Here is a 25,707-nt window from a genome sequence, read left to right as displayed (position 1 = left end):
CGATTTTGAGCAGAGTCCGACGCCAAGTTGCACTGCTACCCAACTTTGAACCGCTTGGGTCTAGAGTTTTCCGCCACCAGATAGGCACTCTCGTCGCGGAAAAAGATGTCCCGACAAGCCGCATCAACGTTATGAACGCCTTCCAAACCGGGCAGCCAACCATCGCCATGGGCAGCGCCATGATCCAGCTTCTGGCGGTCTTTCTGGCCGGCTCTCGCGCAATTTGAATTCCAAATATGCCATTAATACAATGGGACATTTTCATTTGAACTGCAAATTCAAGCCAGCGCACAGCAACTGCACCTCGTTCGCGCAAGCCGCGACACGTTGATGAAGAAACCCGGCCTCATCCCGAAACCGGCGCGCCAACTGGTTTTCCGGGACGATGCCCAATCCGACCTCATTGCTGACGAGTATGAGGGTCCCTTGCGCAACCGTGATGGTCTCAATGAGTGTGCGGACTGCCGCCGGGATATCGTGATCGCCGATCAGGAGATTGGTCACCCATAGCGTGAGGCAGTCCACCAGCAAGACCCGGTCGGGTGAGGCATGCAACTCGATCGCTTCCGCAAGTTTAAGGGGGGCCTCGACCGTTTCCCATTCCACGCCGCGATCCGCCTGGTGCCGAACGATACGGTTGCGCATTTCCTCGTCGAAAGCTTGAGCCGTAGCGATGAAGACTGGCGACAGGCCGGTCGCCTCGGCTCTGGCCTGTGCATAGCGGCTCTTGCCCGAGCGCGCTCCGCCAATCACGAACAGGCTACGCATCGTCTTTCCCCATTGCGAGTTTCAACAAACCATCCACATCGAGATGATGTTCAAGCTCAGCCGCGATCGCATTGAGCGCGTCATCCACCTTCGCATCATGGTCGATCCCGTCCGACTGCGCGCCGAGCATGCCGAGCAGAGCTGAACGCAGCGCCGTGCTGGCAAATGCTCCGTGGACGTAAGTGCCCGTGACTTGCCTGTCTGCACTGGTTGCGCCGTCGGGCCGCCCTTCGCCGAGCAGCGCAAAGGGGTGACGGCAATCGGGACCGCTGGTCACGCCCATGTGCATTTCAAAGCCGGTGAAGGCTTGATCGAGCGCAGTGCCTGCAACCTGGCGCAGCGCCTTATCTCCGGTCAGGACCGTTTCGACATCCAGCAGACCCAGACCGGGGATATCTTCAGGTGGTCCCTCGATCCCTTCCGGATCGGCGATGCGGCGGCCGAGCATCTGATAGCCGCCGCAGATGCCCAGGACCTTTCCACCGCGCCGATGATGCGCAAGGATATCAATGTCCCAGCCTTGTTCGCGCATCGCCTTCATATCAGCGATCGTGGCTTTTGATCCGGGCAGGACGATCAGCGCACAATCACCGGGGATGGGCTGGCCTGGCGGTACCATGACCAGTTCGACCGAGCTTTCCGCTTTGATCGGATCGAGATCGTCAAAATTGGCGATCCGGGGGATGATCGGGCAGGCGATTTTCAGGCGACCGGCGGTTTCGCGTGCGGTTCGTTCAAGCACGACCGCATCTTCGCTTGGCAAATGGGCAGTGGCGCGCAGCCAGGGCACCACGCCATAGCCTCGCCAGCCCGAAAGCGCCTCGATCTGCCGATAACCGTCGGCAAAGAGCGCCGGATCGCCGCGAAACTTGTTGATGAGAAAACCCCGGATCATCGCCGCGTCGTCCGGGTCCAATACCGCCCTCGTGCCAACGAGCGCAGCAATGACGCCGCCGCGATCGATATCGCCGACCAGCACGACTGGCACACCGGCAGCACGGGCAAAGCCCATGTTGGCGATGTCGCCTGCCCGCAGGTTGATCTCCGCCGGCGAGCCGGCGCCTTCAACCACGACGACATCGCACTGCGCCTGCAGCCGGTGCCAGCTTTCCATGACCTCGGGCAGCAGTTCGCCACGCTTGTGCCGGAAATTGCCACCGCCCAGCGTGCCGCGGACCTTGCCGTGAACGACCAATTGCGATGTGTGGTCGGCCTGAGGCTTGAGCAGTACCGGGTTCATGTCGGTGTGCGGTTCGACCCGGCATGCTAGAGCCTGCAAAGCCTGGGCGCGGCCGATCTCGCCGCCATCGACGGTAACCGCAGCATTGTTCGACATGTTCTGGGGCTTGAACGGGCGAACGCTCAGCCCGCGATTGGCAAGGGCGCGGCACAGCCCGGCAACCAGCACCGATTTCCCGACATCGGAACCCGTGCCCTGCAACATCAGAGCGCCCATACGATATCCTTCCAGGTGAGAGCGGCCACGATGGCCCAGAGCAACAGGCAGGCGCGGACATAAATGCGCAAAGCGCGCCTGACGTCAGCAGCGCCAGCATCGCGCCGCCCGCTGCCGATCCAGTCCTTGGCATGGGTCACACCATCGTAGGACACTGGTCCCGCGAGCGCGAGATCTAGCGCGCCCGCCATGGCCGCCTCGGTCCAGCCTGCATTGGGTGAGGCGTGGCGGCGGTGATCGCGCCACAGCGTGGCCCACCCTCCGCCGCCGGCAAGACATACCACGACGCCGCCAAGCCGAGCCGGCAGCAGGTTCATCACATCGTCCGTGCGCGCCGCAGCCCACCCAAAGGCGCGCCAGCGCGCTTCCTTATGGCCGATCAGGCTGTCTGCCGTATTGATCGCCTTGTAGGCCCAGACGCCGGGCAGGCCGCCGATAACCAGCCAGAACAGCGGCGCGGCGATGCCGTCGCAAAAGCTTTCGGCCAGACTTTCGATTGCAGCTCGTGCCACACCCGCGCGATCAAGGGTGTCGGTATCACGCCCGACGATCATGGAGACGGCATGGCGCGCACTTTCGAGATCATTCTGCTCCAGTGCGACTGCGATGGGAAGAACATGATCGTAGAGGCTGCGTTGGGCCAGAGCGGGCCAGGCCAGTGCTGCGGCACCAAGCCACCAGCATGAGCCCAGCAGGTGCCGGGCGAGCGCGGTAAGGCCAAGTCCAGCCCCGATTGTCAGCACCAGCAGTATCAGAACGGTCATGACGCCGAGCGTCTTGCGTATGCCGTCTGAGTGAGTTGGCCGGTTCCATGCGCCTTCGCAGGCATTGATGATCCGGGCAAACAGGCCGACCGGATGTCCGACACGGCGATACAGCGCGCCAGGCCAGCCAATGGCAGCATCCAGCACCAGGGCCATGAGCGCGAACGGTTCAGCCATGGTCTTCGAGCACGGCACAGAGACGCTCCATCGCCTCGTCGTTGGCGGGCAGGCCAAAGCGTAACCAATCCGGTTTATCGGCGAAGGGGCGGCTGAGGATCGCAGCCCGGGCAAGACGTTCAAACAGGTGTGACGCGTCCGGCGTCGTTATCAGCCGGAAGAGTGGGCATGCGCCGCTTGCCAACAAACCGAACGAGGCCAAGCGCTGATCGAAGCTGGTGGCCTCGGCGATGAGGCGCTCCCGCATCGCGTCCTGCCAGGCGATATCCTGATAGGCGCGGGTGCCGATGGCGATCGCAGCCGCCGAGACCGGCCAGGCACCTAGCTGCTTACGCAGACTCGCCAGGATCGGACGAGGGCCCAGCACAAAACCGAGCCGCAATCCGGCGAGGCCAAAGAATTTCCCGAAGGACCGAAAGATCAGGAGTCTGTGCCGATCATCAACTTGGTCGGCGAAACTGTGGTCGGGGTGGCAGTCTGCAAAGGCTTCGTCGATTACCAGCCACCCTTTCCGACCACGCCGCACCAGAAGATCGCTCAAGGCTTCCCGAGAAAGCAGGACGCCATCCGGGTTGTTGGGGTTGGCAAGGATCAGGCTTGATCCATCGGCCAGCGCCAGATTGCCAAGCGTTACGGGATGGCTGGAGGCCGCCATCTCGCCGTGGGTGCGATAGGATGGAACGGCGTGGCAGACGTCATCGCCCAGCACCCTGCCGGCGAGGCGAAGGCCAACTTCGGTGCCTGGCACCGCGCAGACATGATCGGCATGACACCCGAAGCTGGCGGCGGCCGCTTGCTCCAGCGCGCGCAGGGCCATTTCGTCTGGCAGGGCACGCCAATCGATCTCCACCGCCCCTGCACCGTGCCAGACATGCGGATTGATCCCGGTGGAAAAATCGATCCAACCACGCGCATCGTCGCCGAAATGCGCGCGGGCCGCAGAGAGGCCGCCGCCGTGCCATGTCCAGCGATCGCGGGTCATGCGGCCGCCATCACGACAAGCGCCAGCAGCAGCGCCGCCTCGATCAGTTCAATTCCGGCGCCGTGTCCATCGCCCGAGATGCCGCCAATAGCGCGCTTGATCCACAGGCCCCATAGTGCCGCAGCAGGAACCGCAATGAGCAATGCAGGAAACGCCACCGTGGTGGCGAGAAGTACTGCGGCCCACAGCGCCAGATCGATCGGCCTGATCGCGCCCCGAAAGCGCGCACCAAGGCCATCGTGCAACGGCGATAGCAACAAGGTCCATGCCAGCGGCGCGATGCGCGCGGCGACCGGCACCCAGATCAGTGCCAGAAACTGGCTGTGCTCGATCATGCCATGCAGCAGCACGAGCTTGGTCAGCAGTTGCATGGTGATGGCCGTTACGCCGAAGCTGCCGACATGCGGATCTGCCAGGACGGCCAGGAGCCGCTCGCGGTCCTTGTGGGCCGCGCCGCTGGCATCGGCCATATCTCCCAGACCGTCCAGGTGAAGGGCTCCGGTGACGAGAACCCAGGCGATCAAGGCGGCAAGGGCTCCGGTCCAGGGATCGGTCCTTGCTCCAACCCAGGCGGCCCCGGCAACGATAAGGCCAATCACCAGCCCAGCAGCTGGAAACCAGCGCATGGACTGGGCGAATTCCTCGGCAGAAACCGTGAGCCGGGGTGTCGGCAAACGGGTGAGGAACTGGAGTGCGATGAGGAAGCCTTTCATGCGATCGGGCGCTTCATGTCCAAAGGCCCGCGATCTGGGCTGAGCGCGGCGTTCCCGGCCAGACCCGCAGGCTGATCAGCGCGGCATAGGGAAGGTCAAACGCCCAGACCTGCCGCTGTCCGAAGCCGAACAGGCTGGCCAGCGCAGCCCGGATTGCTCCGCCATGCGTTACGACCAGCGTGTCTTGCGGCGGGATTGCGGCCAAGGCCGCTTCCACGCGCGAAACCAGAGCAGACCAGCGCTCACCACCGGGTGGCGGATTGGCGTCCGGGTCGTCCCAGAACGCGCTGATCGCGGCACTGTCGACCTTAGCGGGTGCCAGACCGTCCCAGTCGCCGAAGTCCAGTTCGCGCCACCGTGAGTCGAGGATCGGGTGCAGCCCTCTTGGATCGGCGATAGCTCTTGCTGCCTCTGCCGAGCGCTGGAGATCGGAACATACAATCGACTGGAACGACAGTTCCTCGACCTGTGCCACGCATGATGCGACGCCCTCGGGCGTCGTAGGCGCATCGGTCCTTCCGAGAAGCAGACCGGGGTGGATGGGCTCGCCATGCCGCATGAGGTGCAGGAAAAACTCGCTCATACGCCAGCAGCCACGCCAGCTTCGGCAAAAGTGGCCATCTGGTTGTGTGCGGCGAGAGCTGAACGCACGATCTGGGCCGCGACCGCAGCGCCGCTCCCTTCGCCCAGGCGCATGCCCAGAGTGAGGAGCGGTGCGAGACCGAACCGCTCGAGCAACCGTTTGTGACCAGGTTCGGCCGAACAATGCCCTGCCAGGCAATGGTCGACAATTGCAGGTTCGGCGGCAAAGATCGGCGCGATGGCAGCGCAGCAGATGAAGCCATCCAGGAGCACCGGCACCCGAAGTTGCCTTGCACGGACAATTGCACCTGCCATTGCGGCTATTTCCCTCCCGCCCAGACGCCGCAGGGTTTCGAAAGGCGTTGACGGTGCAACCTGATGGAAGACGAGTGCCGCTTCGATTACACCGATCTTGCGCGCCACGCCCGCCGGATCGAGCCCCGTTCCCGGGCCGACCCATTCGCCTGCACCGCCTCCCAGCGCCTTTGCACAGAGGGCTGCAGCGGCCGTGGTGTTGCCGATGCCCATCTCGCCAGGGACAAGGAGATCAAGGCCGGCTTCGACCATGGCGGCCCCGGAAGACAGCGCGGCAAGGCATTCGCTTTCGGTCATGGCCGGGGCTGAGGTGAAATCGGCGGTTGGCCGGTCAAGCTCCAGCGCCAGCACCTGAAGATCGAGCCCGGCAGCGGCACACAGCGCGTTGATGGCAGCGCCACCTGCTTCAAAATTGGCCACCATCTGGTGGGTGACTTCGGGAGGAAAGGCGCTCACGCCCCGTGCCGTGACGCCATGATTGCCCGCAAACACGACTGCACGCCCCCGTTCCAGCCGGGGTCTTTCGTGGCCTTGCCAACCGGCCATGAAGATCGCGATCTCTTCCAGCCGTCCCAGGGATCCTGGCGGCTTGGTCAGTTGCGACTGCCGGTTGCGCGCGCTGGCCATTGCTGTTTCATCTGGCGCAGGCATATCGGCAATGGCAGCATCAAAGGCATCGACGGAAGAAAACGTGCTCATTGCGCGACAAAGCCCGGCGGCGGTGTGCGGGTGATGAAGTGGCCTTTGACGCCCTGCGGCCAGTCCTTGAACGGAACCCGGCCATGTTCGCTTTGCGCATAATGGACGGCATAATCGAGGATGGCAGCGGCGGCATCTTCATCGGGAGTGAAGCGGCCCAGAACATACCCGACTTTGCCTGGCGCACGAAGATGGACCGTGCAGAATTCGCTGCAGGCGAACAAGCAGGGCATTTCCTGCACCGCGATACCGGAATAGCGTTCATCGCGTGCCTGCACGGCGCGCAGGGCCTCGACCATACGCGCGCCACCACGCACACCGGCGTCATCCTCCTTTGCGGTGCTGCTGTGTCGGCAGGTGTTGCATGCTACTACGGCAGGGCCGTCCTCGACGGGGATCAACATAATTTCTTGCTCCATAGATTGGGGGTCATCGGTCGAACACTCGGTTGGTCACAGGTTCCCGGGCTTGCCAGCCCCGCCGCTCCAATTCGGGTGTCTGGGACGGGTCCTGGGGGTATCCGAAGCACAGCAGTGCAATCAGCGACCAGTCGGCGGGTACGTCCAGCAAGGCGCGGATGACACCGGGCTCGAGGATCGATACCCATCCGACGCCAATGCCGCGGAGCCTTGCCGCCAGCCAGAGTGTGTGGATCGCCAGCACGCATGAATAGCGCAACATCTCCGGCATACTGACAATGCCAAGTCCATGGCCTGCTTTGGGCTGCTCATCACAGAACACCACGATCAGTTCCGGGGCTTCGCGAAGGCCATGCAGCTTGAGCGAACGATACAGTTCCTGCCGGGCTTGGCAGGCATATTGCTGCGCTGCTTGTGCGTTCTGTGCATCGACATGGTCGGCCAGCGCCTGACGAAGGGTGGATGAACGCACGCGCACGAACCGCCAGGGCTGCGCATTCCCGACCGAAGGCGCGAGGGAGGCACACTCCAGCAGCGCACACATCTCCTCTTCCGCGACAGCACGGGCTTCGAAGTGCCGCACATCGCGTCGCCAGCGCAGCAGCTGCGCAAATCGAGCCGCGAACTCGGCATCGAACTGGGGCGGCAGATCGCTCAGAACTCGATCCCTGCCTGCGCCTTCACGCCCGAGCGGAAAGGGTGCTTGATCATGGTCATCTCGGTGACGAGATCGGCCGCCTCGATCAGTGCATCGGGCGCATTGCGTCCGGTGACGATGACATGTTTCATCTCGGGTTTCGCGGCAAACGCCTTAAGAACCTCATCCAAGGGCAGGTAGTCATACCGAAGGACGATGTTGAGTTCGTCGGCTACCACCATCTGGTAAGCCGGATCGGCGATCATGCGGCAGACTTCATCCCAGGCAGTACGTGCCGAAGCGATATCGCGTGTCCGGTCTTGCGTATCCCAGGTGAAACCTTCACCCATCGGCTTGAACTCGACATTTTCCGGGAAAGCGTCGAACACCGTCTTTTCGCCTGTCGCCATCGCGCCCTTGACGAACTGGACGACCCCGACCTTCATGCCATGTCCTATTGCGCGCACGACCATACCGAGTGCAGCGCTTGTCTTGCCCTTGCCCGTGCCAGTGTGAACGATCAGCAGCCCCTGCTCGCGGGTCTTGGTGGCCATCATGGTGCTACGCGCAGCCTGGATCTTGCGCATTTTCTCGGCATGGCGCGCATCTGCGCTTGCAGCTTCTTCTTCGCGGTCAGCAGGCATCGGCTCGTTCCTTTCGCATCAGGTAGACATCCATGATCCAGCCGTGGCGAGCGCGCAGTTCCGCGCGGCGCGCGGCAATCTGCGGCGCAGAATCGGCAAGTGGCCCATGCACCAGTGCTTCTTGCGACATGCCCAGATAGGCACCCCACCAGATCGTGATGCCAGCAGGATCGAGGACTTCGAAGGCGCAGCCGGAATCGAGCATGACGACGATCGTGTGCACTCCCAGCGGCCAGCCTTCCCGGCGCAACCTGCGGCCGGTGGTGATCGTGACAGGTTCGGCCAAGGCGTTCAGCGGGATGGCGTGAGCAGCCGTAAGAGCCTGAATGCTGGTGATACCGGGTTCGACGCGAACAGTTAGGTCGACCCCAGCCGTCCGGAGCCGATCGGCAATACGCAGTGTGCTGTCGTAAAGCGACGGATCGCCCCACACGAGCAGCGCGACCCGCCCACCATCAGGAAGGTGAACTGCTATCTGCTCTGCCCAAATCGCTGCAATCGCATCGTGCCAATCGTCGACGGCCTGCGTGTAGTCGCCATCCTGTCGGCGAACGGGCATGTCGAACTCGGCCATGCGGACCGGTGAGGCCAATGCGGCGCCACAGATGGAGTGGCGCAGGTCCAGGAGATCTGATTTGGCATCGCCTTTGCGGGGCAGCAGAATGAGATCGACCGCGTTGATTGTGCGTATTGCAGCACGCGTCAGGTGGTCGGGATTCCCGGTGCCTATGCCGATCAGATGGAGGTGGATCATGCCTCCTCCATCATGGGGCCGTAGATCACCAGTGCGGTTGCATCCGATCCGCCGTCGGCAAGTGACCGAGCAAGTCCGGCAATAGTGCTTCTGGTAAGTCTTTGGTCCGGTCGGCTAATGTTTTCTGCCAACAAGGCTGCAGTATCGTCCGCAAGTCCTGCCGCGACAAGCTGCGCAGCAAGCGCCGGAAATGTGCGCTTTGGCATGAAGACGACCGTTGTGGCACAAGGGTCGGCAAGCGCTGATAGATTGAGGTCTTCGGGTAAAGTGCCAGTCTTGCCATGTCCGGTTACGAACTGGACGCGTCTAGCGTGCTCGCGTCGTGTCAGTGGTATCGCGGCAGCTGCCGCTGCGGCGGTCGCCGAGCTGACGCCAGGAATGATCTCGAACGAGATTCCCGCATGGCGAAGCGCCTCAATTTCTTCTTCGAGTCGGCCGAACAAGCCAGCATCTCCCGATTTGAGCCGGATGACATGCTTCCCGGCCAGGGCATGGTCCACCAGAAGACGGCTGACTTCGGCCTGACTTGGAGATGGCCGACCGGCGCGCTTGCCTACCGCTACCAGTTCAGCGTCATCGCGCGCGCGGGCCAGGATCGGTCCCGCAGCCAGATCATCAAACAGGACCACCTGCGCTGTCTCAAGACGAGAAACGGCTTTAAGGGTCAGCAGCTCGGGATCGCCAGGGCCCGCACCCACAAATGATACGAACCCTTTCACGATGCGTTCGCGATCATGTGGAAGAAGGTTCCGGTCACGCGGCCGCGATACGAGCCTGTTTCGGCAACCGCGACGCCATCTGCATCGGTTACACATGCCAGCGCTGCGTCTGTCTGCTCGAGGATCGTCGAGTAGTGGAACTCGTGGCCGCGCAGTCTTTTGCCTTTGGCCAGTCCGGCTATCGGTGCCAGCAGTTCGGCCTGGCGATAGCCGAGATGCATCTTGCGCTGTGCATAGCTGGTAACAAGCCCCAGCAGGCCGGCCATACGATGCCGTTCTCCCGACTTGTCCACCAAGGCCTCGCCCAGAACCATGTAGCCGCCGCATTCGCCGTGGACCGGGCGGGTCTTGGCGTGATGGCGCAGGCCGGTCAGGAAGTTCGTCGCTGCAGCGATGGTCCCTGCGTGCAATTCCGGATAGCCGCCCGGCAGCCAGACAAGATCGGCATCGCGGGCAGGGGCCTCGTTTGCCAATGGCGAGAAGGGCATGATCTCCGCGCCAGCCCGCCGCCAACCTTCGAGCACATGGGGATAGACGAAGGAAAAGGCGGGATCGCGGGCGATGGCAATCCGCTGGGCAGGGGGAAGCGGCAGTTGGCCGGGGGCCGGAGGCGGGGCGCTGTTGCTGCTGGCGGCATGGCGGATGGCATTCAGATCGACATTTGCACGCAGAAATGCGGCATAGTCCGATATCGCCCGCTCGAGATCGGGATGCTCGACAGCCTGGACCAGACCGAGATGGCGTTCTGGCAGGGTGAGATCGCCGCGCCGGGGCAGGGCACCCAGCACAGGCATGCCTATCGCTTCCATCCCCCGGCGCACCAGCCGTTCATGGCGGGGACTGGCCACCCGGTTCAGGATCACGCCTGCAAACGGCAGCGTGTCATCCAGATGCTTGAAACCGAGCGCCGTTGCAGCGGCGGATTGGGCTTGTCCGGACACGTCCAGCACCAGCACAACCGGCCAGCCCATTGTCCGTGCAATGTCCGCACTGGCGCCATTGCCAACGGCACCCCGGCTCGCGACACCATCGAAAAGGCCCATCGAAGCCTCGGCAAGCACCATGTCCGCGCCAACAGCCTCTCCCGCGATTGCAGCGATCAGCTCGCCATTCATGGCCCAAGTATCGAGGTTGAACGACGCACGGCCGCAGGCGGCGCGGTGAAAGGCGGGATCGATATAGTCGGGACCGCTCTTGAAGGGCTGGACCACCGCGCCGTCTTCAACCAGCGCTCGCAGCAGGCCCAGCATGACCGTAGTCTTGCCCGTTCCCGATGCCGGAGCGGCGATCATCAGGCCTGAAACGCTCATTCCCCGGCTCCTGCAAAGCGCGAGCTCGCATCCTGTGGGCGGAAGCGCCGGTCGTAGCCGTGGGCGTAGAGGCTGCTTTGTGCGAAGTCCTCCGCCCCCAGCACCCGTCCGACAAGGATCAGCGCGGTTCGTTCCATGCTGCCGGCGATGGCTGTTTCGACGGTGTCGAGGGTGGCCCGGACGATCCGCTGGTCGGGCCAGCTGGCGCGCCAGACGACCGCAACGGGGCAATCCGCGCCATAGGCGGGAGCAAGATCGGCCACGACCCGCGCGAGGTTGTGGATCGATAGATGGATAGCCAGAGTCGCGCCCGTCACAGCGAAATTGGCGAGGCTCTCGCTCTGCGGCATCGCGCTGGCCCGCCCTGGCGTGCGCGTGAGTACCAGCGACTGGCCGAGCTCGGGCAAGGTCAGTTCGGCTTCCAGAGCCGCCGCTGCCGCCGAGAAGGCGGGAACACCCGGCGTGACCGTAAACGGAATGTCCAGTGCGCGCAGGCGGCGCAATTGTTCGCCCATTGCCGACCAGACGGACAGGTCGCCCGAATGGAGGCGGGCAACATCGCACCCTGCGGCGTCAGCCTCCGCTATCTCGGCGATGATCTCGTCCAGCGTCATGGGCGCGGTGTTGACGATGCGGGCACCGGGCGGACAGTGATCGAGTACAGCCACGGGAACCAGCGAACCGGCATAGAGGCAGACCGGGCTGGCGGCGATCAGGTCGCGCCCTCGCAGGGTCAAAAGATCGGGTGCGCCGGGGCCGGCGCCGATGAAGTGGACGGTCATGGCTGTGATCCTTCGGCAATGGCGCAGCTGGCCATGCGATCGGGCGAGATGTGGCGCGTGCGCAAAAGGCGGGCGCCCGGACCAGCGGCGACCAGCGCGCAGGCTTCTGCGACACTGCCGGTCGCGCGTGCCTTCAGGCTGGCGGCAGAGCTGGTGGGCGTAGGCGTGGTGGACAGGGACGCCGATGGGATGCCGGTCATCGGCAGTCCCAGTGCCTCTGCAAGCGGTACCAACGCAGACGTCTTGTCGATGGCGGTCGCCAAATGGGTTATAGGGGGCAGCCCGTCCTGCGCCAGTTCCAGCGCCGCCCGCAGCGAAGCGAGGCCTGCGCCGCGCCGAAAGCCGAAGCCAGCCACGATCATAGCGTGACGCTCCACTGTACCACGGGATAGCGCCCCTTCCAGCCATGCCGCTGGCCAAGGGGCACGGCATCGGCCAGTTCGATCCGCAGCAGACTGCCGCCCTTTGCGCCATGCCAACGGGTAAGAGCGGCTTCAGATTCAAGGCTCACGGCGTTCGCCACCAGCCGCGTTCCATCAGGCAGCCGGGCCCAGAGGGCATCGAGCAGCGGGTCGGACAAGCCGCCACCGATGAACACAGCATGCGGATGGGGGCCTTCCGGCAGGCCTTCGGGCATCCGGGCATTGATCACATCCAACCGGTCTACACCCAGAGCCTTGGCGTTTGCGCGGGCGCGGCCGGCCCGTAGCGGATCGGCTTCGAACGCGGTCGCCCGGTTGGCGGGATGAGCCAGCAGCCATTCGATCGCGATTGACCCAGAACCCGTGCCGATATCCCAGAGCCATTCACCGGCACGCGGGGCGAGGGCCGAGAGGGTCAGGGCGCGCACCGGGGCCTTGGTGATCTGTCCGTCGTGATCGAACCACGCATCCGGTCTGCCGGATGTGACGGGCAGGACATTGCCTGAACCGGCGAACGCGATGCCCACGGCAACGGGATGGGCAATGTCTGCGAACGGCAGGGCTTGCGCGGTCGTCACGCGGAGGCGTTCATGGGGGCCGCCCAGCGCTTCCATCACATGAAGCGTCGATGGGCCGAAGCCCTTGCTGGTCAGATATTGCGCCGCCGTGGCAACGGCATCGCCATCGCGCAGCAGGACAATGGCGCGCTGGGCGGGTGCGATATGGGGGCACAAGCGGTCCAGCGGCGCTGCGTGCAGGCCGAGGCAGGCCGTTTCCTCGATCGGCCAGCCCAGCCGGGCGGCAGCAAGGCTGAAGGTCGATGGCGCGGGGTGCGCAACCCATTCCGCCGGACCGAGATGGCGCGCAAGGCTTGCGCCTGCGCCGAACCAGAACGGATCGCCCGATGACAGCATGACCACCCGCCGCCCGCGATGCGCCAGCAGTTCGGCTATGCCGTCGGCAAAGGGAACTGGCCATTTGAAGACCGCGCAGGTAAGCGCGGGAAGCAGCGCTAGATGGCGCGCCGATCCCATGACCAGTTCGGCCCTGGCCAGCGCGGCCCGGCCCGCTGAGCACAGGCCGTCCACGCCGTCTTCACCGATGCCGATGATCGTCAACCATGCGCGAGGGTCCATGTCAGCCATGCCGAATGTTCTCCTGCTTGGCGGAACAACCGAAGCGAGCGCACTGGCGCGCCTGCTTGCGGCAGCGCAGGTTGCGACGACACTCAGCTACGCGGGCAGGACCGACAACCCGCGGCCACAGCCGGTGCCGATCCGCGTCGGCGGCTTTGGTGGGGTGGCGGGGCTTGTGGCCTATCTCCAAGACCATCGCATCACGCATCTGGTCGATGCGACGCATCCCTTTGCCGCGACTATGAGCGCACATGCCATAAAGGCCGCGCGGATTGCCGGGATTGCCCATATCGCCTTGACCAGACCCGCATGGGAGGCCGGGTCGGGCGATCGCTGGACATGCGTGAGAGACACTGCCGCTGCGGTGGCCAAACTTGCGGGCACGCCGCGCCGCATCCTGCTCGCGCTGGGCCGAATGCATGTGGAAGCCTTTGCCGCACAGCCGCAGCATCACTACCTGCTGCGCTTTGTTGACCCTCCGGCTGCGCCCCCAGGCCTGCCCTCCCACGACCTTGTCATCGATCGCGGGCCGTTTACGGCTGAAGGTGATCGGCTGCTGATGCAGTCTCACATGATCGACCTTGTTGTGTGCAAGAACGCCGGTGGCACGGGCGCCGAGGCAAAGCTTGTCGCTGCGCGCCAGCTCAAGCTTCCGGTCGTGATGATCGACCGCCCGGTGATCGGTGACCGGATCGAGGTCTGTCGCGCAGAAGATGTGCTGGAATGGCTTGGTCATGAGGCCACTTCCGCAACGGACCGGGGCGTATAGAGGATAGGGCCTGCCGCACGTTCGATGATCCGCGTCCGGCTTGATCCCACGATCACCGTGGTGCGCATGTCGGCCATTTCATCGTGCGCCTTGCCCAGCGGCACGATGCGCAGATCTTCCTGCGGCGTTGTGACGGCGCGGGCAAACAGCATCGGGCGATCATCGCCGCACAGCTCCTTCAATAAGGCCAGCGCACGGGCGAAGCCTTCGGGACGTGCCTTCGAGCGGGGGTTGTAAAGCGCCAAGGCAAAGTCCGCCTCCACGGCCAGCCGCAGCCGCTTTTCGATCATGGCCCAGGGTTTCAGGTTGTCGGAAAGATTGATCGCGCAAAAATCGTGACCCAGCGGTGCCCCGGCCCGTGCACTGGCGGCCAGCATGGCGGTGATGCCCGGCAGCACCCTGATATCCAGCGTCCGCCAGCGGGAAGGACCTGCCTCAAGCGCTTCGAATACCGCCGAGGCCATCGCGAACACCCCCGGATCACCTGACGATACGACAACGACCCTGCGGCCCTGCGCCGCAAGATCGAGCGCCAGAGCGGCGCGGTCGAGCTCCACCCGGTTGTCCGAGGGGTGAAGCGTCAGGCCTTCGCGTGCAGCTATCCGGGCGACATAGGGAATGTACCCGATCACGTCCGTAGCCCCGGCCAGCGCGGCGGTGACTTCGGGTGTGACGAGTGCCTCGTCTCCTGGTCCCAGACCGGCGATTGCTAGCCAACCCTTGTCCTTTTCCCCGGTCATGGTCGCCTCCCCTGACCATGGATCAGCAGGATCGAGAAATAGGGGGTCACCGCCTCAGCCTCGGCCAGCATGGTGACGCGCTGTCCGGGCATCGCTGCGTGTTCGACCAGCCATGCCGCATCCATGCGCCCGGCGGCTGCCACGGCGCGGCGAAGCTTGGGCAGGTTCCGACCGATCTTCATCACCACCAGCGCGTCAGTCTCGCGGATCCGGCGGGCAAGCTCGGCTTCCGGCAGCGTGGCCATGACCACGGTCATCACATCATCGCCCCAGGTGATCGGCAGGTCCGTCGCGGTCCAGGCGCCAGACATGCCCGTGATGCCAGGGACGACTTCCACCGGTATGCGGCCTGAAAGGCGGGCATGGAGGTGCATGAAGGAGCCGTAGAAGAACGGGTCGCCCTCACACAGCACGACGACGTCCTCACCCTGCTGCGAAATCGCTGCAAGCCGCTCCGAACAGTGCGTGTAGAACGCCGACAGGCAGGCATTGTAGCGAGGATCGGATACCGGGATTTCGGTGGTTACCGGATATTCCATCGGAAACTCGATCACGTCAGCGCGGAGCATCCCTTCCACGATGCGCCTTGCCTGGCCGGGCCGCCCAGCCTTGCGGAAATAGGCGACGTGGTGCGCCGTGCGTACAAGCCGGTCGGCGCGCACGCTCAGCAGGTCTGCCGCACCCGGACCAAGCCCGACACCGTGAATGGTGCCGATGTTCGTGCCGGCGTTCATTCGGCCGTACTCGCCAGCGCGTTGATGGCCGCCACGGTGATGGCACTGCCGCCAAGGCGGCCCTCGACGACGCAGCAGGGTGCAGGAGGAGCGGCCCAGAGGGCAGCCTTGGATTCAGCTGCTCCCACGAAGCCCACCGGACAGCCGATGATCGCCGCAGGGCGTGGGCAGGCGGGGTCTTCCAGCATGTTCAGCAGATGAAACAGCGCGGTTGGTGCATTGCCGATCGCCACGACCGCACCCGCCAGAATGGGCCGCCACAGTTCCAGCGCGGCAGCGGATCGGGTGTTGCCGATCTTGCGTGCAAGGTCAGGCACCGCAGGATCTTGCAGCGTGCAGATGATTGCGTTGCTCCCGGGAAGCCGGGCGCGGGTGATCCCTTCAGACACCATCCGCGCATCGCACAGTATCGGCGCGCCGCCGGCCAGCGCAGCGCGTGCCGCATCGGCAAATCCCGACGAGAACCGGATATGCGCTGCAAGTCCGACCATCCCGGCCGCATGGATCATCCGCACTGCCACCTGCTCTTCGCCTGGCGCGAAAGGGGAGAGATCGGCTTCGGCGCGGATCGTGGCAAACGACTGGCGATAGATCGCTGCCCCGTCGGTTTCATAGACATGGGGCATCAGACGGCTCCAAAATGCGCGAGGATTTCGCTGGCGCTCAAGCCGGAGCGGGACGGAGGCGATCCGGCTTTGCCAGCAAGGACCAGATCGAACCTGCCGTTGCGTCCGGTCAGCGTGACATCGGCCACCTGCGAGCAGGCGCAGCCTTTGGCACAACCCGAAACGTGCAGCCGTCCCGAGACATAGGGCGCAAGTCGGCGCGCAAGCGCACGGGTTTCAACCGTCGCCTGTGCGCACAATGGTGCGCCCGGGCAGGCTTCCACATGGGGCAGCGGATCAGGTTTAGCGCCGGTGGACGGGTGGGTCCGGGCAGCCGCCGCCCCCTCGATCAACAGCCGCCGCCACGGTGTTGTTCGCAGTCCAGAAGCAGAACCGGATTCGAGCAGGATGGCGAGCTCCGAAGCCTCTATCAGCCCGAACGCCAGCGCGATCGATGGATGATGTCCGGTGCCAAGCACATGGCCCGGTTCAGCCATTGCAGGCGCGATCGCACCTTTTGCCCATGCGGGAAGTTCCGCATCCCAACGGGCCATGCGCCCGGCTGCGGCGGCGCCGCTCGCGGCGAACCAGTGAGCGAGAGCGATCAGGGCGTCCGCTTCCGTGCCTGGAGACAGGCTTGATCCGGTGAGGCAACCATCGGCGCGAAGGATGAGGCTGCCGTCCGTGCCGCGTTCGACACGGAAATCGCCGGATGCGCCGGTCAGCACAGCGGCAGGGCCGGCATCGATGACGAACCCGACCTTGCCGGGAAGATCGGGCCATTCGCCTATCCGGGCCAGCAGGGCGTTGGCGATGCGGTGGGTGTCGTCGTTCTCCTGCCAGTCGGGCGCGACAAGGACGTTGCGCCGCGCTTCGAGTGCAGGCTCGGGCTGCACTAATTCCAGCGCAATCAGCCTTTGGATCAGCAAGGGCCAGCGATCTTGGGCAACGCCGCGAATCTGCAGATTGGCGCGCCGCGTCAGGTCGATCAGCCCGCTGCCGCAGGTGGCGGCCGCATCGCAAAGGGCCAGCGCCTGCTCCCGTGTCAGCCGCCCGAGCCGGGGTTTGACCCGCACCAGTAGGCCGTCGCCGGATATCATCGGGTGCCATGCGTCCGGGCACCAGCCCTTGACGGCAAATCCGGTCATGGTGCCTCCCGCAGGCTGGCCAGGATGGAATTTCGCCGGGTGCGCCAGAGGCCCGCGGCATGCAGCGCGGCAAAGCGCGCTTCCATCGCCGCCAGTGCATCGGGATTTTCGCGTTCGAGGAAGGCGCGAACTTCGGACTGGCCGAGCGTTGCCTCGTGATAAAGGTCGATCAGCTGCGGCGGCACGCTGCCGGAAAGATGTGCGAAAGCGCCAAGATGGTCCAGCGTCGCGGCCAGTTCCGCGCCCCCACGAAAGCCGTGGCGCATCATTCCTGCGATCCAGCCTGGATTGGCGGCTCGGGCACGGACCACGCGGGCAATTTCTTCGGTCAGCGTGCGGGCCGCCGGGTTGTTCGGGTCCCGATTGTCGAGATGATAGAGTGCGGCCTTGCCTCCGACAATCGCCTGGGCTGCGGCAAAGCCTGCCTCGTGCCCGGCATAGTCCGCGGCCAGCAAGAGGTCGGTTTCAGGCAGGTCCTGCAGGTGGACGAAGGCGTCCGCGCTGGCCACTCGCAGACGGATGCCATCGGGGTCAGCCTCGCTTCCCGTGCTGGAATCGGAAACGCTATCCAGCGCGTGGTCGGAGGCTGCCAGCCATGCTTCGCCCGCCGCACGCCGGGCATCATCGGTATAGGTTTCGGCCGCGTCTCCGATCCCGAGTCCATACCGGCCCGGACGCGGACCATAGACGCGCGGCGCTGGGGCCAAGGCAACGAAAGGGTTCCAGTCGGCGGGTTCGTCCCTGGTGCACAGCGCCCGGACGGCCTGACCGAACAAGGCGGGCAGGGTGGGAAAGGCATCACGAAACAGGCCCGAAACGCGCAGCGTTACATCGAGGCGAGGGCGGTCGAGCATGGCGAGTGGGAGAATCTCAACCCCCGTCACGCGCTCTGAAGCCATGTCCCACATCGGCTTTGCCCCCAGAAGGTGCAGCGCCATCGCAAACTCTTCACCAGCCGTGCGCATGGTGGCCGAACCCCACAGATCCACCACAAGGCCACGCGGGTAGTCGCCGTGATCCTGCAGATGGCGGCGGAGCAGCTCCTCGGCGAGCACGACGCCCTGTGCATGCGCTGCGCGCGAAGGTACTGCGCGCGGATCGATCGTGTAGAGGTTGCGTCCCGTCGGCAGCACATCGGTTCGTCCGCGATGGGGCGAGCCAGATGGTCCGGGAGCGATCCATCGGCCGTCCAGCCCAGCCAGAAGCCCGTTCCGCTCTGCCGCGCCCTGTTCACCGCGGCCGAAAACGTGGAGACCGTCACCGAACTGGCTGGCTTTCACATCGCAGACGAAGCGATCGATCCGGGTGATCGCTTCGACCAGAGTGGTGGCGGTATCAAGGCCGAGCTCTGCCTCCAGCCCCAGCGCGGCAGCTTCCTCGCGGATGGATTTCTGCAGACGGTCCCGGCGGGCAGGGTCCAGCCCGTCGGCATTGGAGAATTCGTCCAGCAAAGCCTCGATCCGGCCCAGCCCGGCGCCGCTTCCGGTCGGGACGAGCGGCGGCGGCACATGGCCGATGGTGACAGCACCGATGCGGCGCTTGGCCTGCGCTGCCTCGCCCGGATCGTTGACGATGAAGGGATAGATGACCGGCATCGCTTGTGTCAGCGCTTCGGGCCAGCAAGCGTCAGACAGCGCTACAGCCTTCCCCGGCAGCCATTCCAGCGTACCATGCGCGCCAACATGGACCAGCGCATCCGTACCCTGCTGGCCCAGCCACAGGTAGAAGGCGACATAGGCGTGCCGCGGGCAGCGCGAGAGGTCGTGATAGTCTGCATCGCGACTGATAGGCTCGCCCCGCTCGGGCTGAAGCGCCACCAGCACCTGGCCGAGCGTGAGCGCCGGGAAGCGAAATGCCCCATCGACAGCCAGCGGATCGTCTTCCGGCTCTCCCCATGCCGAGGCAAGGTCCTGCCGCAGCGTCTCGGGCAGGGCGGACATGGCAGTGCGATAGGCATTCAAAGGCCAGACCAGATGCTCGGTCGCCAGCTGCCTGGCAAGATCGGTGGGGCGGCTGACCTTGTACCCGGCCTCTGCCAGATCGGCGACAATCGCATCGACTGAGGCCAGCGCGTCAAGACCCACGGCGTGCGCCATCTGGTAGGCCTTGCCGGGGTAGGTCGACAGGATCAGGGCGACGCGGCGTTCGCATGCCGGCTTGCGGGCCAGCCCGATCCAGCGCGCCACGCGGTCGGCGACCGCTGCGATCCGGTTGTCATCGCCGCGGTGCGAATAGGGAGCGAAGCCGAGTGCCGGATCGCGTTCGCCCGCTTCCTTGAAGCTCGACACGCCTGCAAAGATGCGCCCGTCAATCTCGGGGAGTACGACATGCATGGCAAGGTCAGCCGGCGAGAGGCCACGCGATGTGCGCGCCCATCCTGCGCGCGGTGCGGTGGCAAGCGCGATCTGGAAGACCGGAACGCCCCCCCCGTCGAGCGGCGTTCCGCCATCCTCGCCCCGCGCTGAAAAAGCCGTGGCATTGACGATGGCTGCAGGCGCCAGCGAACGCACCCAGCGATCCACCTGTGCCCTGACCTCAGGGGGCTTGAGCGAGGGGACGAAGATCGAGAGCGCGTCAAAGCCGCGTTGTTCAAGCGCGGAATGAAGCGCGGCGATCGGGTGCAGGTCGTGTGCGGCGAGGTACGCACGGTAGAAGACGATCAGGATCAGCGGCCGATCCGCATTGGGCCTGAAGCTGGCAGGATCGATGATCCCGCAGGAGGGGTGCCATCCGCCAGTTGCCGGCAAAGCCGTGCATTGCGTCACAGTGCTGACGCCAAGCCCTGCGGCGTGCGCGAGAGCGGCCAGGGCCGCGCGCGCCGCTGCCGCGCCGCCCTCGTCACACAACTGGCAAAGCTTGGCCAGCGTGGCGGCAGGAAGCGTGGAGACACTGTCGAGGTGCCAATCCGGCCGACCATCGGCAGGCAGGACAGCAAGCGCAATCCCGCGCGATCGGGCGAGGGTCTCGACCTGTTGAAGGCCGTAGCTCCAATAGGGCGTGCCGCCGATCAGCCGGATCAGCACGGCCTTTGCCCCGGCCAATGTCTTTTCGATATAGGTGTCGACCGACAAAGGGTGGATCAGCGCGGCAAGATTGGCGAGCCGCAACGAAGGAAATGCCGGATCCGCCGCTTGCGCCTGGCGCCAGCCTTCCGCGAACGCACCAAGATCGCTGTCCGAGAAGGACAGGACGACAAGATCCGCAGGCTCCTGCCCCAGATCCTGTGGGATGGCCGTTTCCTCCATCCCATGCGTTTCGCGAAAGATGACGTGCACGGCCTAGCTTAGCCTGCCAGCACCGCGCGAATGGCAGGCTCGTCGATATCGTCATGCTCGGCGATGGCGACCAGGGTGGTCTGGCGCCGCTCATCGGGGCGCCATGGGCGGTCGTACTGGTGACGAACCCTCGACCCGACGGCCTGCACCAAGAGGCGCAAGGGCTTGCCAGTCACGGCAGCGTAGCCTTTTACCCGCAGGATGCGATGGTCGCGGGCGAGCGTTTCGATACGCGCCACCAAATCGGCGGGATCGGCAATCTCGCCGAGCGCGATGACGGTGCTGTCGAAATCGTCGTGCTCGTGATCATCCTCATTGTCGTGATGCGAGGGCCGGGCAGCGATATCGTCTTCGGCGGCAGCTCCAAGTCCAAGGATCACGCGAGGGTCGACAATCCCTTCGGCTATCTCGATCACAGGCACGGGGCGGGGTGCTTCGGCCGCAATGGCTGCCCTTGCGGCAGCGACTCCGTCAGGTCCGGCCAGATCAACCTTGGTCAGCAAAACGAGATCGGCGCAGGCAAGCTGGTCCTCGAAGACTTCGGACAGCGGGGTTTCGTGGTCGATCCCCGGGTCTGCGGCGCGCTGGGCCTCCAGCGCTGCAAGATCGGGGGCAAACCGTCCGGCAGCAACCGCTTCGGCATCGGCCAGCGCAAGGACGCCATCCACCGTGATGCGACTGCGGATTGCCGGCCAGTCGAAGGCCTTGAGCAAGGGCTTGGGCAGGGCCAGCCCTGATGTCTCGATCAGGATATGGTCAGGGCGCGGATCAAGCGCGAGCAGGCGCTCTACGGTGGGAATGAAATCGTCCGCCACGGTGCAGCAGATGCAGCCGTTGGCCAGTTCGACGATGTTTTCCGCCGGGCAATCGGGAATGGCGCAGGATTGTAGGATGTCCCCATCCACCCCCAGAGTACCGAATTCATTGACGACCACAGCCAATCGGCGTCCGCCAGCGTTGCGGATCAGGTGGCTGATCAGCGTGGTCTTACCGGCACCCAGAAAGCCGGTGATGATCGTGACGGGTACCTTTGACAGGTCCGACATGGCAGTTCCTCCGCGCGCCAGAGCGACACCGGGCAGGGCTTGCCGGACAGGTCCGGTCGGCGCGCGACAACGGGCTGGCGCGACAGACGCCCGAAACCACGCGGCCGTGCAGCCCCAGCCGCACAGCTTCGTCGCTCAGACGGAAGAGTACCGTGCCTTGGCCATCCCCTGGACCCGGGCAAGAGCGACCAGAGCGCCGGCAGGTCTCCTGGCTCGCGGGTCACAGCTTGATGCACGCCTTCCCAGATGCGCGTTCATGCGCGGTCCAGTGGCTTTTCCTGCACGCGCAGGAAAAATGTGCATCGCGCTATCCGCTTACAGTTGCAGGGACAGCCGCGGATTTGGGAGCTACGCTCCCGCACCGCATTCCCGATTAAGCCCCGTTGGGGGCACCGGCGCGATCATCGATGGCACGGGCAAACCCGCATCATCATTGAATATCTCTAGACCCAAACTTCGATCATGCCAATCAAAGTTCGCGCTGAAATTGCAGGCGCAACCTCACTGTTCCGTTTCATCGGTTTCAACGGGAGCGCGGTCGAACCAGACGCGCCAGGGACCCACGTGCTCGTGACCGGCAGCGGCAAGACGGCGCAGGACGATGCGGGCTTTCGTTCGGCCCCGCCGTGTGTCGGGCCAATCAAAGAATTCAGGGTTTGCGCCTTCAGCCACAGCGGTGCGGATATGTGCGTCCACGGCACGATCCTGATCAAGGCCAAAGCGTTCAAGCATAGGTGAAAAGGCGGTGTCCGTATCGGGCACGAAATCGTGCCGTTCACCCAGTGCGTTCCGCCAAGGTGAGCGAGGGTGAATGTTCAGGATCGACTGATAGCCATCCGGAATGGGGACGTTGGCGCCATGTGGCCGACCCTTCCCGATAAGCTTGGCAAGCAGATGGGTGTGCGGGCCTTCCGGCGATTTCCCATCCGGAGGCGGAATCGGTTGGAAGACTTCGATCCGTCCGGCAGGCGAGAGCATGACCCGGTGGGGCTGCGCACGCAGAACCTCGGCCATGACTGTTGGCGAAGACAGCAGGTCCTGACCTTCAAGAGCCTCGAGAGCCCCGATCAGCGCTTCGTCGTCAGTGCGGGCGCACATCCTTATGGTGCCGTTACAAACGCCCATGTCGAACAGGCGGCTCGACTGGTCTTCCCTGCGAATGGCGTCGGTATCGGCGCCCAAAGATACGACAGCCCGATCGACCGAACCAGTCAGAGGCGCGCAGAGCGCCATTGCATGACCCCAGCTTTCGCCATCAGAGGACAGGCTATCCCAGGCAAGGCATTCAAAGCTATCCGAATGCCTGATCCGCAAGGCACCGCGAGCGGTCACGATTTCGATATTGTCGCGGTCGTTTTGAACCGTGGCCGGCTCATCCTCGTCGCGAATGAATTCGCCGATCGCACCGAATGTGCCGATGCTCCAGCCATGGCCAGGGTCGCACGCGAGACGTGCCAGTTCGTCAAAGGAAATCTGGTTCATGATGATACCCCGGACTTGAGAAAGCGGACGGAAATGCCGTCCCCGTCACGAGATAACCGGACCGGAACGTCATAGAGCGAGGTGAGTAGGCTTTCGGTGACGACTTCGTGCGTCGGACCGTGTGCAAGCAATCGCCCATCGCGGATTGCGAGGATCGAGTCCGCGAAGGCCAAGGCCAGATCAAGATCGTGGATCGCCATGACAACCGTGCACCCGGCCGTGGTCCGGGCCTTGAGACGCTGGACGGCATCGATGGCATGGCGTGGATCCAGACCCGCGGTTGGTTCATCAACGATCAGAAGCGCTGGATCGCCGACAATCGCGCGGGCCAGCATTGCCCGCGCCAGTTCGCCACCCGACAATTGCGTGGCTGGCCGATCCCGCAAACCCAGCAGATCGCAGGCGAGCAGTGCATCGTCGATGGCGGGAAGCAGAGCGGACGGTATGGTGCCGAATGCTGGCAGCGCCGGAGTCAGCCCGAGCGCAACCACGCGCTCTACGGTGATCGGCCAATCAACCCCCGCACGTTGCGGCAGATAGGCACGCAACTTGGCAAGTTCCCGGCGGCCAAGGCGGTGGAGGTCCTTGCCATCGAGTTCGACCGAACCTTGCACCGGGCGTTTGAGGCCCGATGTGATGTCCAGCAAGGTGCTCTTGCCGGCGCCATTGGGGCCGATCACAGCAGTCAGATGGCCCGATGGAACACGCGCCGATATCCCGTCAAGGACCAGACGCTGCCCCCGGCGCGCCGAAACACCATGAAAGTGCAGCGCGCTCATGCGGTGCGTCTCCGGACATGAAGGACCAGCCACAGGAAGAACGGTGCCCCGATCAGGCTGATGAACACCCCGAGATTTAGCGGCATGCCCCGGAATACCAATGTGCGCGACGCGATGTCGGCGAGGGTTACCAGAACGGCTCCAACCAGCATGGCCGGGATGAGCACCTTGCCTGGACGATGGGCGACCAGAGGCCGGACAAGGTGAGGCGCAATCAGGCCTACGAAACCGATCGTTCCGGATACGGCGGTTGCGCCTCCGACGCCAAGGGCCGTACCGATCAGCGCCAGCATGCGCGTTCGTGAAACCGCAATCCCCAGGCTTTCAGCCTGCGCTTCACCCAATGCAAGAGCATCCAGAGCTCGGCCCGTCAGCAGAAGCATCGTACCCCCGGCAAGGATAAAGGGTGTGGCAAGGCGGACATGATCCCAGCTTCGATCGGCAAGCGAACCCATCAGCCAGGTCATGATCTCGTAAGCGGCATAAGGATTGGGGGAGAGGTTGAGCGCCAGACTGACGCCTGCACTGGCTATGCTGCTGACTGCTGCCCCGGCCAGGATGAGCGATAGGGTACCGCCTCCCCGCGCAAGGATGAAGGCAATGCCTGTGGTGACGAATGCACCTGTCAGACCAAACAGCGGAGCGGCAAGGGTAAAACTGGCGGCAAAGCCGAAATAGATGGCGATGACCGCACCGAGCGAGGCACCTGCCGAAACGCCCAGCAGGCCGGGGTCAGCCAGCGGGTTTCGCAACAGCCCCTGCATGACGGCACCCGAGAGGCCAAGGATGCCACCGATGGCCATCGAAAGGACAACCCGTGGCAGGCGGATCTGGGTGACGATCTGGCCAGCCAGATCCGCATGATCGAAAGCCAGCGCCTGAAACGCTTCGCGTGGTGTCAACCAGACGGAGCCAGCCAGCACCGAAGCGAAAGCGCTGGCGAGCAGACAACTGACCAGCATGGGAACAAGCCACCGGGTCATAGCGATTTCCCACCGGCAAAGGGAAGGGGAGAGCGGGCATGGAGAGCCGCTGAACGAAGTTCGTTGCGCAACTGCATCGCGGCTTCCGTCACCATCGGCGTTCCGCAAACGTAGTACGCCTGTCGGATCGTCAGCGTACGGTCACCGTCCCAGTAGCGACGGATTAGAGGGTGTCGCTCGACGTTTTCGCGAAGCCCCGGGCGGCGACCTACCCCGGCGCCTTTCACCAGCAGGGACGGAGCAGAAAGGAGCAGGATTTCGATATCCGGTTTGCCGTAGCTGCTCTTCTGCAGTGTGTTGGCAACATTGGTCGCACCGGCTGTCTTGAGCACAGTGTCATAGAGAGACCCCGTGCTTGCATTGAAGCCAGCACCATCCCACGCAGCCACTCGTAGCGGCGGGCCCGGATCGCGCGCAAGGTCGGCCAGTTGGCGGTCCATTTTTGCGATCAATTCCTCGCCGCGAGCGGGCTCTCCTACTGCCTTGGCGACCTGTCGGGTTATCTTGCGGATATCTTCGTAGGTTTCCGCATGATCGACCTCGATCATTGGAAACCCTAATCGCTTAAGCAGTCCGCGTGTTGCCGGCGTCGTAAATGCCCCGGCAATAACCAGGTCCGGCTTCTGGCGCAGGACCTCCTCCGACATTCCATGGTTGATGTCGACACGCGCAGCCTCGCGGAACATGAGGGAGCCGTCGGGATCGCGCGACAGCCAAGTGACCGACGCGATCCGCTCAGGTGGCAGCAATGCCAGGACAAGCTGATCCGTGCACTGGTTCATCGACATGACATGGACTGGCTTTGCTGCCGCCTGGCTGCGACTACCAGACGGCTCCGTGCAACCGGCCAGAGCCGGAAGCACGGAG

At 64.3% G+C, this 25,707-nt stretch carries 27 protein-coding genes and 1 riboswitch; of the genes, 1 reads left to right on the top strand and 26 read right to left on the bottom strand.

The window, feature by feature from the left end; all coding sequences use genetic code 11:
- Window positions 1-261: 261 nt before the first annotated feature.
- Genes cobU through NJ75_RS00110 form a run of 16 tightly spaced genes read right to left on the bottom strand, consistent with a single transcriptional unit; the run spans window position 262 to window position 13,288 of the window.
- Entirely contained in the window at window positions 262-768 is a 507-nt protein-coding gene (gene cobU, locus NJ75_RS00185; RefSeq protein ID WP_039330671.1) for a bifunctional adenosylcobinamide kinase/adenosylcobinamide-phosphate guanylyltransferase, read from the bottom strand.
- Window positions 761-2,224 (bottom strand): cobyric acid synthase, encoded by a 1,464-nt coding sequence (locus tag NJ75_RS00180; RefSeq protein WP_039330669.1) that lies wholly within the window; start codon window positions 2,222-2,224, stop codon window positions 761-763. The genes cobU and NJ75_RS00180 overlap by 8 nt, the downstream gene beginning before the upstream one ends.
- A complete protein-coding gene (gene cbiB / locus NJ75_RS00175; protein WP_039330667.1) occupies window positions 2,212-3,165 on the bottom strand; it encodes an adenosylcobinamide-phosphate synthase CbiB in 954 nt (317 codons plus the stop codon). Before cbiB ends, NJ75_RS00180 begins: the two co-directional genes overlap by 13 nt.
- Complete coding sequence (locus tag NJ75_RS00170) at window positions 3,158-4,147, bottom strand: threonine-phosphate decarboxylase (protein WP_039330665.1); 990 nt, start codon at window positions 4,145-4,147, stop codon at window positions 3,158-3,160. The genes cbiB and NJ75_RS00170 overlap by 8 nt, the downstream gene beginning before the upstream one ends.
- Window positions 4,144-4,860: an adenosylcobinamide-GDP ribazoletransferase gene (cobS, locus tag NJ75_RS00165; protein WP_039330663.1), complete on the bottom strand. Its 717-nt coding sequence runs from the start codon at window positions 4,858-4,860 to the stop codon at window positions 4,144-4,146. Before cobS ends, NJ75_RS00170 begins: the two co-directional genes overlap by 4 nt.
- Before the next feature lie 13 nt (window positions 4,861-4,873).
- Entirely contained in the window at window positions 4,874-5,443 is a 570-nt protein-coding gene (locus NJ75_RS00160; RefSeq protein WP_039330661.1) for a histidine phosphatase family protein, read from the bottom strand.
- On the bottom strand, window positions 5,440-6,456 hold the full coding sequence (gene cobT / locus NJ75_RS00155; RefSeq protein WP_039330659.1) for a nicotinate-nucleotide--dimethylbenzimidazole phosphoribosyltransferase: 1,017 nt from the start codon (window positions 6,454-6,456) through the stop codon (window positions 5,440-5,442). Before cobT ends, NJ75_RS00160 begins: the two co-directional genes overlap by 4 nt.
- Window positions 6,453-6,860, bottom strand: coding sequence for a DUF1636 domain-containing protein (locus NJ75_RS00150; protein ID WP_039330657.1), 408 nt, complete (start codon window positions 6,858-6,860; stop codon window positions 6,453-6,455). The genes cobT and NJ75_RS00150 overlap by 4 nt, the downstream gene beginning before the upstream one ends.
- A gap of 25 nt (window positions 6,861-6,885) precedes the next feature.
- Complete coding sequence (gene bluB, locus NJ75_RS00145) at window positions 6,886-7,533, bottom strand: 5,6-dimethylbenzimidazole synthase (protein WP_081095568.1); 648 nt, start codon at window positions 7,531-7,533, stop codon at window positions 6,886-6,888.
- The gene (cobO, locus tag NJ75_RS00140) at window positions 7,530-8,156 is read right to left on the bottom strand and encodes a cob(I)yrinic acid a,c-diamide adenosyltransferase (protein WP_039330652.1); all 627 of its coding nucleotides are present in this window, start codon (window positions 8,154-8,156) and stop codon (window positions 7,530-7,532) included. Before cobO ends, bluB begins: the two co-directional genes overlap by 4 nt.
- Window positions 8,146-8,910: a precorrin-6A synthase (deacetylating) gene (cobF, locus tag NJ75_RS00135; RefSeq protein ID WP_039330650.1), complete on the bottom strand. Its 765-nt coding sequence runs from the start codon at window positions 8,908-8,910 to the stop codon at window positions 8,146-8,148. The genes cobO and cobF overlap by 11 nt, the downstream gene beginning before the upstream one ends.
- A complete protein-coding gene (cobA, locus tag NJ75_RS00130; protein WP_230962559.1) occupies window positions 8,907-9,725 on the bottom strand; it encodes a uroporphyrinogen-III C-methyltransferase in 819 nt (272 codons plus the stop codon). Before cobA ends, cobF begins: the two co-directional genes overlap by 4 nt.
- A complete protein-coding gene (locus tag NJ75_RS00125; protein WP_039330645.1) occupies window positions 9,626-10,939 on the bottom strand; it encodes a cobyrinate a,c-diamide synthase in 1,314 nt (437 codons plus the stop codon). The genes cobA and NJ75_RS00125 overlap by 100 nt, the downstream gene beginning before the upstream one ends.
- Complete coding sequence (cobM, locus tag NJ75_RS00120; RefSeq protein ID WP_039330643.1) at window positions 10,936-11,721, bottom strand: precorrin-4 C(11)-methyltransferase; 786 nt, start codon at window positions 11,719-11,721, stop codon at window positions 10,936-10,938. The genes NJ75_RS00125 and cobM overlap by 4 nt, the downstream gene beginning before the upstream one ends.
- Window positions 11,718-12,083 carry a cobalamin biosynthesis protein gene (locus tag NJ75_RS00115; RefSeq protein WP_039330641.1) on the bottom strand — a complete coding sequence of 122 codons (366 nt, stop codon included), beginning with the start codon at window positions 12,081-12,083 and terminating at the stop codon, window positions 11,718-11,720. Before NJ75_RS00115 ends, cobM begins: the two co-directional genes overlap by 4 nt.
- Window positions 12,080-13,288, bottom strand: a complete 1,209-nt coding sequence (locus NJ75_RS00110) for a bifunctional cobalt-precorrin-7 (C(5))-methyltransferase/cobalt-precorrin-6B (C(15))-methyltransferase (protein ID WP_039330640.1) — start codon at window positions 13,286-13,288, stop codon at window positions 12,080-12,082. The genes NJ75_RS00115 and NJ75_RS00110 overlap by 4 nt, the downstream gene beginning before the upstream one ends.
- Here NJ75_RS00110 and NJ75_RS00105 point away from each other — a divergent pair.
- Window positions 13,287-14,048, top strand: a complete 762-nt coding sequence (locus NJ75_RS00105) for a cobalt-precorrin-6A reductase (RefSeq protein WP_039330637.1) — start codon at window positions 13,287-13,289, stop codon at window positions 14,046-14,048. The genes NJ75_RS00110 and NJ75_RS00105 overlap by 2 nt on opposite strands.
- On the opposite strand, the gene cobJ is transcribed toward NJ75_RS00105, so the two are convergent.
- From cobJ to NJ75_RS00055, 10 genes are all read right to left on the bottom strand, one after another.
- Window positions 14,012-14,788: a precorrin-3B C(17)-methyltransferase gene (gene cobJ / locus NJ75_RS00100; protein WP_039330635.1), complete on the bottom strand. Its 777-nt coding sequence runs from the start codon at window positions 14,786-14,788 to the stop codon at window positions 14,012-14,014. The genes NJ75_RS00105 and cobJ overlap by 37 nt on opposite strands.
- Entirely contained in the window at window positions 14,785-15,522 is a 738-nt protein-coding gene (gene cobI, locus NJ75_RS00095) for a precorrin-2 C(20)-methyltransferase (RefSeq protein ID WP_039330633.1), read from the bottom strand. Before cobI ends, cobJ begins: the two co-directional genes overlap by 4 nt.
- Window positions 15,519-16,148 carry a precorrin-8X methylmutase gene (locus NJ75_RS00090; RefSeq protein ID WP_039330631.1) on the bottom strand — a complete coding sequence of 210 codons (630 nt, stop codon included), beginning with the start codon at window positions 16,146-16,148 and terminating at the stop codon, window positions 15,519-15,521. Before NJ75_RS00090 ends, cobI begins: the two co-directional genes overlap by 4 nt.
- A complete protein-coding gene (locus NJ75_RS00085) occupies window positions 16,148-17,275 on the bottom strand; it encodes a cobalamin biosynthesis protein CobG (RefSeq protein ID WP_039330629.1) in 1,128 nt (375 codons plus the stop codon). Before NJ75_RS00085 ends, NJ75_RS00090 begins: the two co-directional genes overlap by 1 nt.
- Complete coding sequence (gene cobN, locus NJ75_RS00080) at window positions 17,272-20,550, bottom strand: cobaltochelatase subunit CobN (RefSeq protein WP_039330627.1); 3,279 nt, start codon at window positions 20,548-20,550, stop codon at window positions 17,272-17,274. The genes NJ75_RS00085 and cobN overlap by 4 nt, the downstream gene beginning before the upstream one ends.
- Window positions 20,551-20,558: 8 nt before the next feature.
- Window positions 20,559-21,596, bottom strand: a complete 1,038-nt coding sequence (cobW, locus tag NJ75_RS00075; protein ID WP_039330625.1) for a cobalamin biosynthesis protein CobW — start codon at window positions 21,594-21,596, stop codon at window positions 20,559-20,561.
- A gap of 181 nt (window positions 21,597-21,777) precedes the next feature.
- Window positions 21,778-22,008: riboswitch (cobalamin riboswitch) on the bottom strand.
- Window positions 22,009-22,097: 89 nt separating this feature from the next.
- On the bottom strand, window positions 22,098-23,078 hold the full coding sequence (locus NJ75_RS00070) for a DUF6925 family protein (RefSeq protein ID WP_052241778.1): 981 nt from the start codon (window positions 23,076-23,078) through the stop codon (window positions 22,098-22,100).
- Entirely contained in the window at window positions 23,075-23,857 is a 783-nt protein-coding gene (locus tag NJ75_RS00065; RefSeq protein ID WP_052241777.1) for an ABC transporter ATP-binding protein, read from the bottom strand. The genes NJ75_RS00070 and NJ75_RS00065 overlap by 4 nt, the downstream gene beginning before the upstream one ends.
- Entirely contained in the window at window positions 23,854-24,840 is a 987-nt protein-coding gene (locus NJ75_RS00060; protein WP_039330624.1) for a FecCD family ABC transporter permease, read from the bottom strand. The genes NJ75_RS00065 and NJ75_RS00060 overlap by 4 nt, the downstream gene beginning before the upstream one ends.
- The gene (locus NJ75_RS00055; protein WP_160328032.1) at window positions 24,837-25,628 is read right to left on the bottom strand and encodes an ABC transporter substrate-binding protein; all 792 of its coding nucleotides are present in this window, start codon (window positions 25,626-25,628) and stop codon (window positions 24,837-24,839) included. Before NJ75_RS00055 ends, NJ75_RS00060 begins: the two co-directional genes overlap by 4 nt.
- Window positions 25,629-25,707 lie beyond the last annotated feature (79 nt).

This window comes from Novosphingobium subterraneum (assembly GCF_000807925.1).
In the GTDB taxonomy this organism is placed as follows: Bacteria; Pseudomonadota; Alphaproteobacteria; order Sphingomonadales; family Sphingomonadaceae; genus Novosphingobium; species Novosphingobium subterraneum.
Note: the sequence above shows the minus strand (reverse complement) of the source record. Positions and strands in the feature narration are given on the sequence as shown.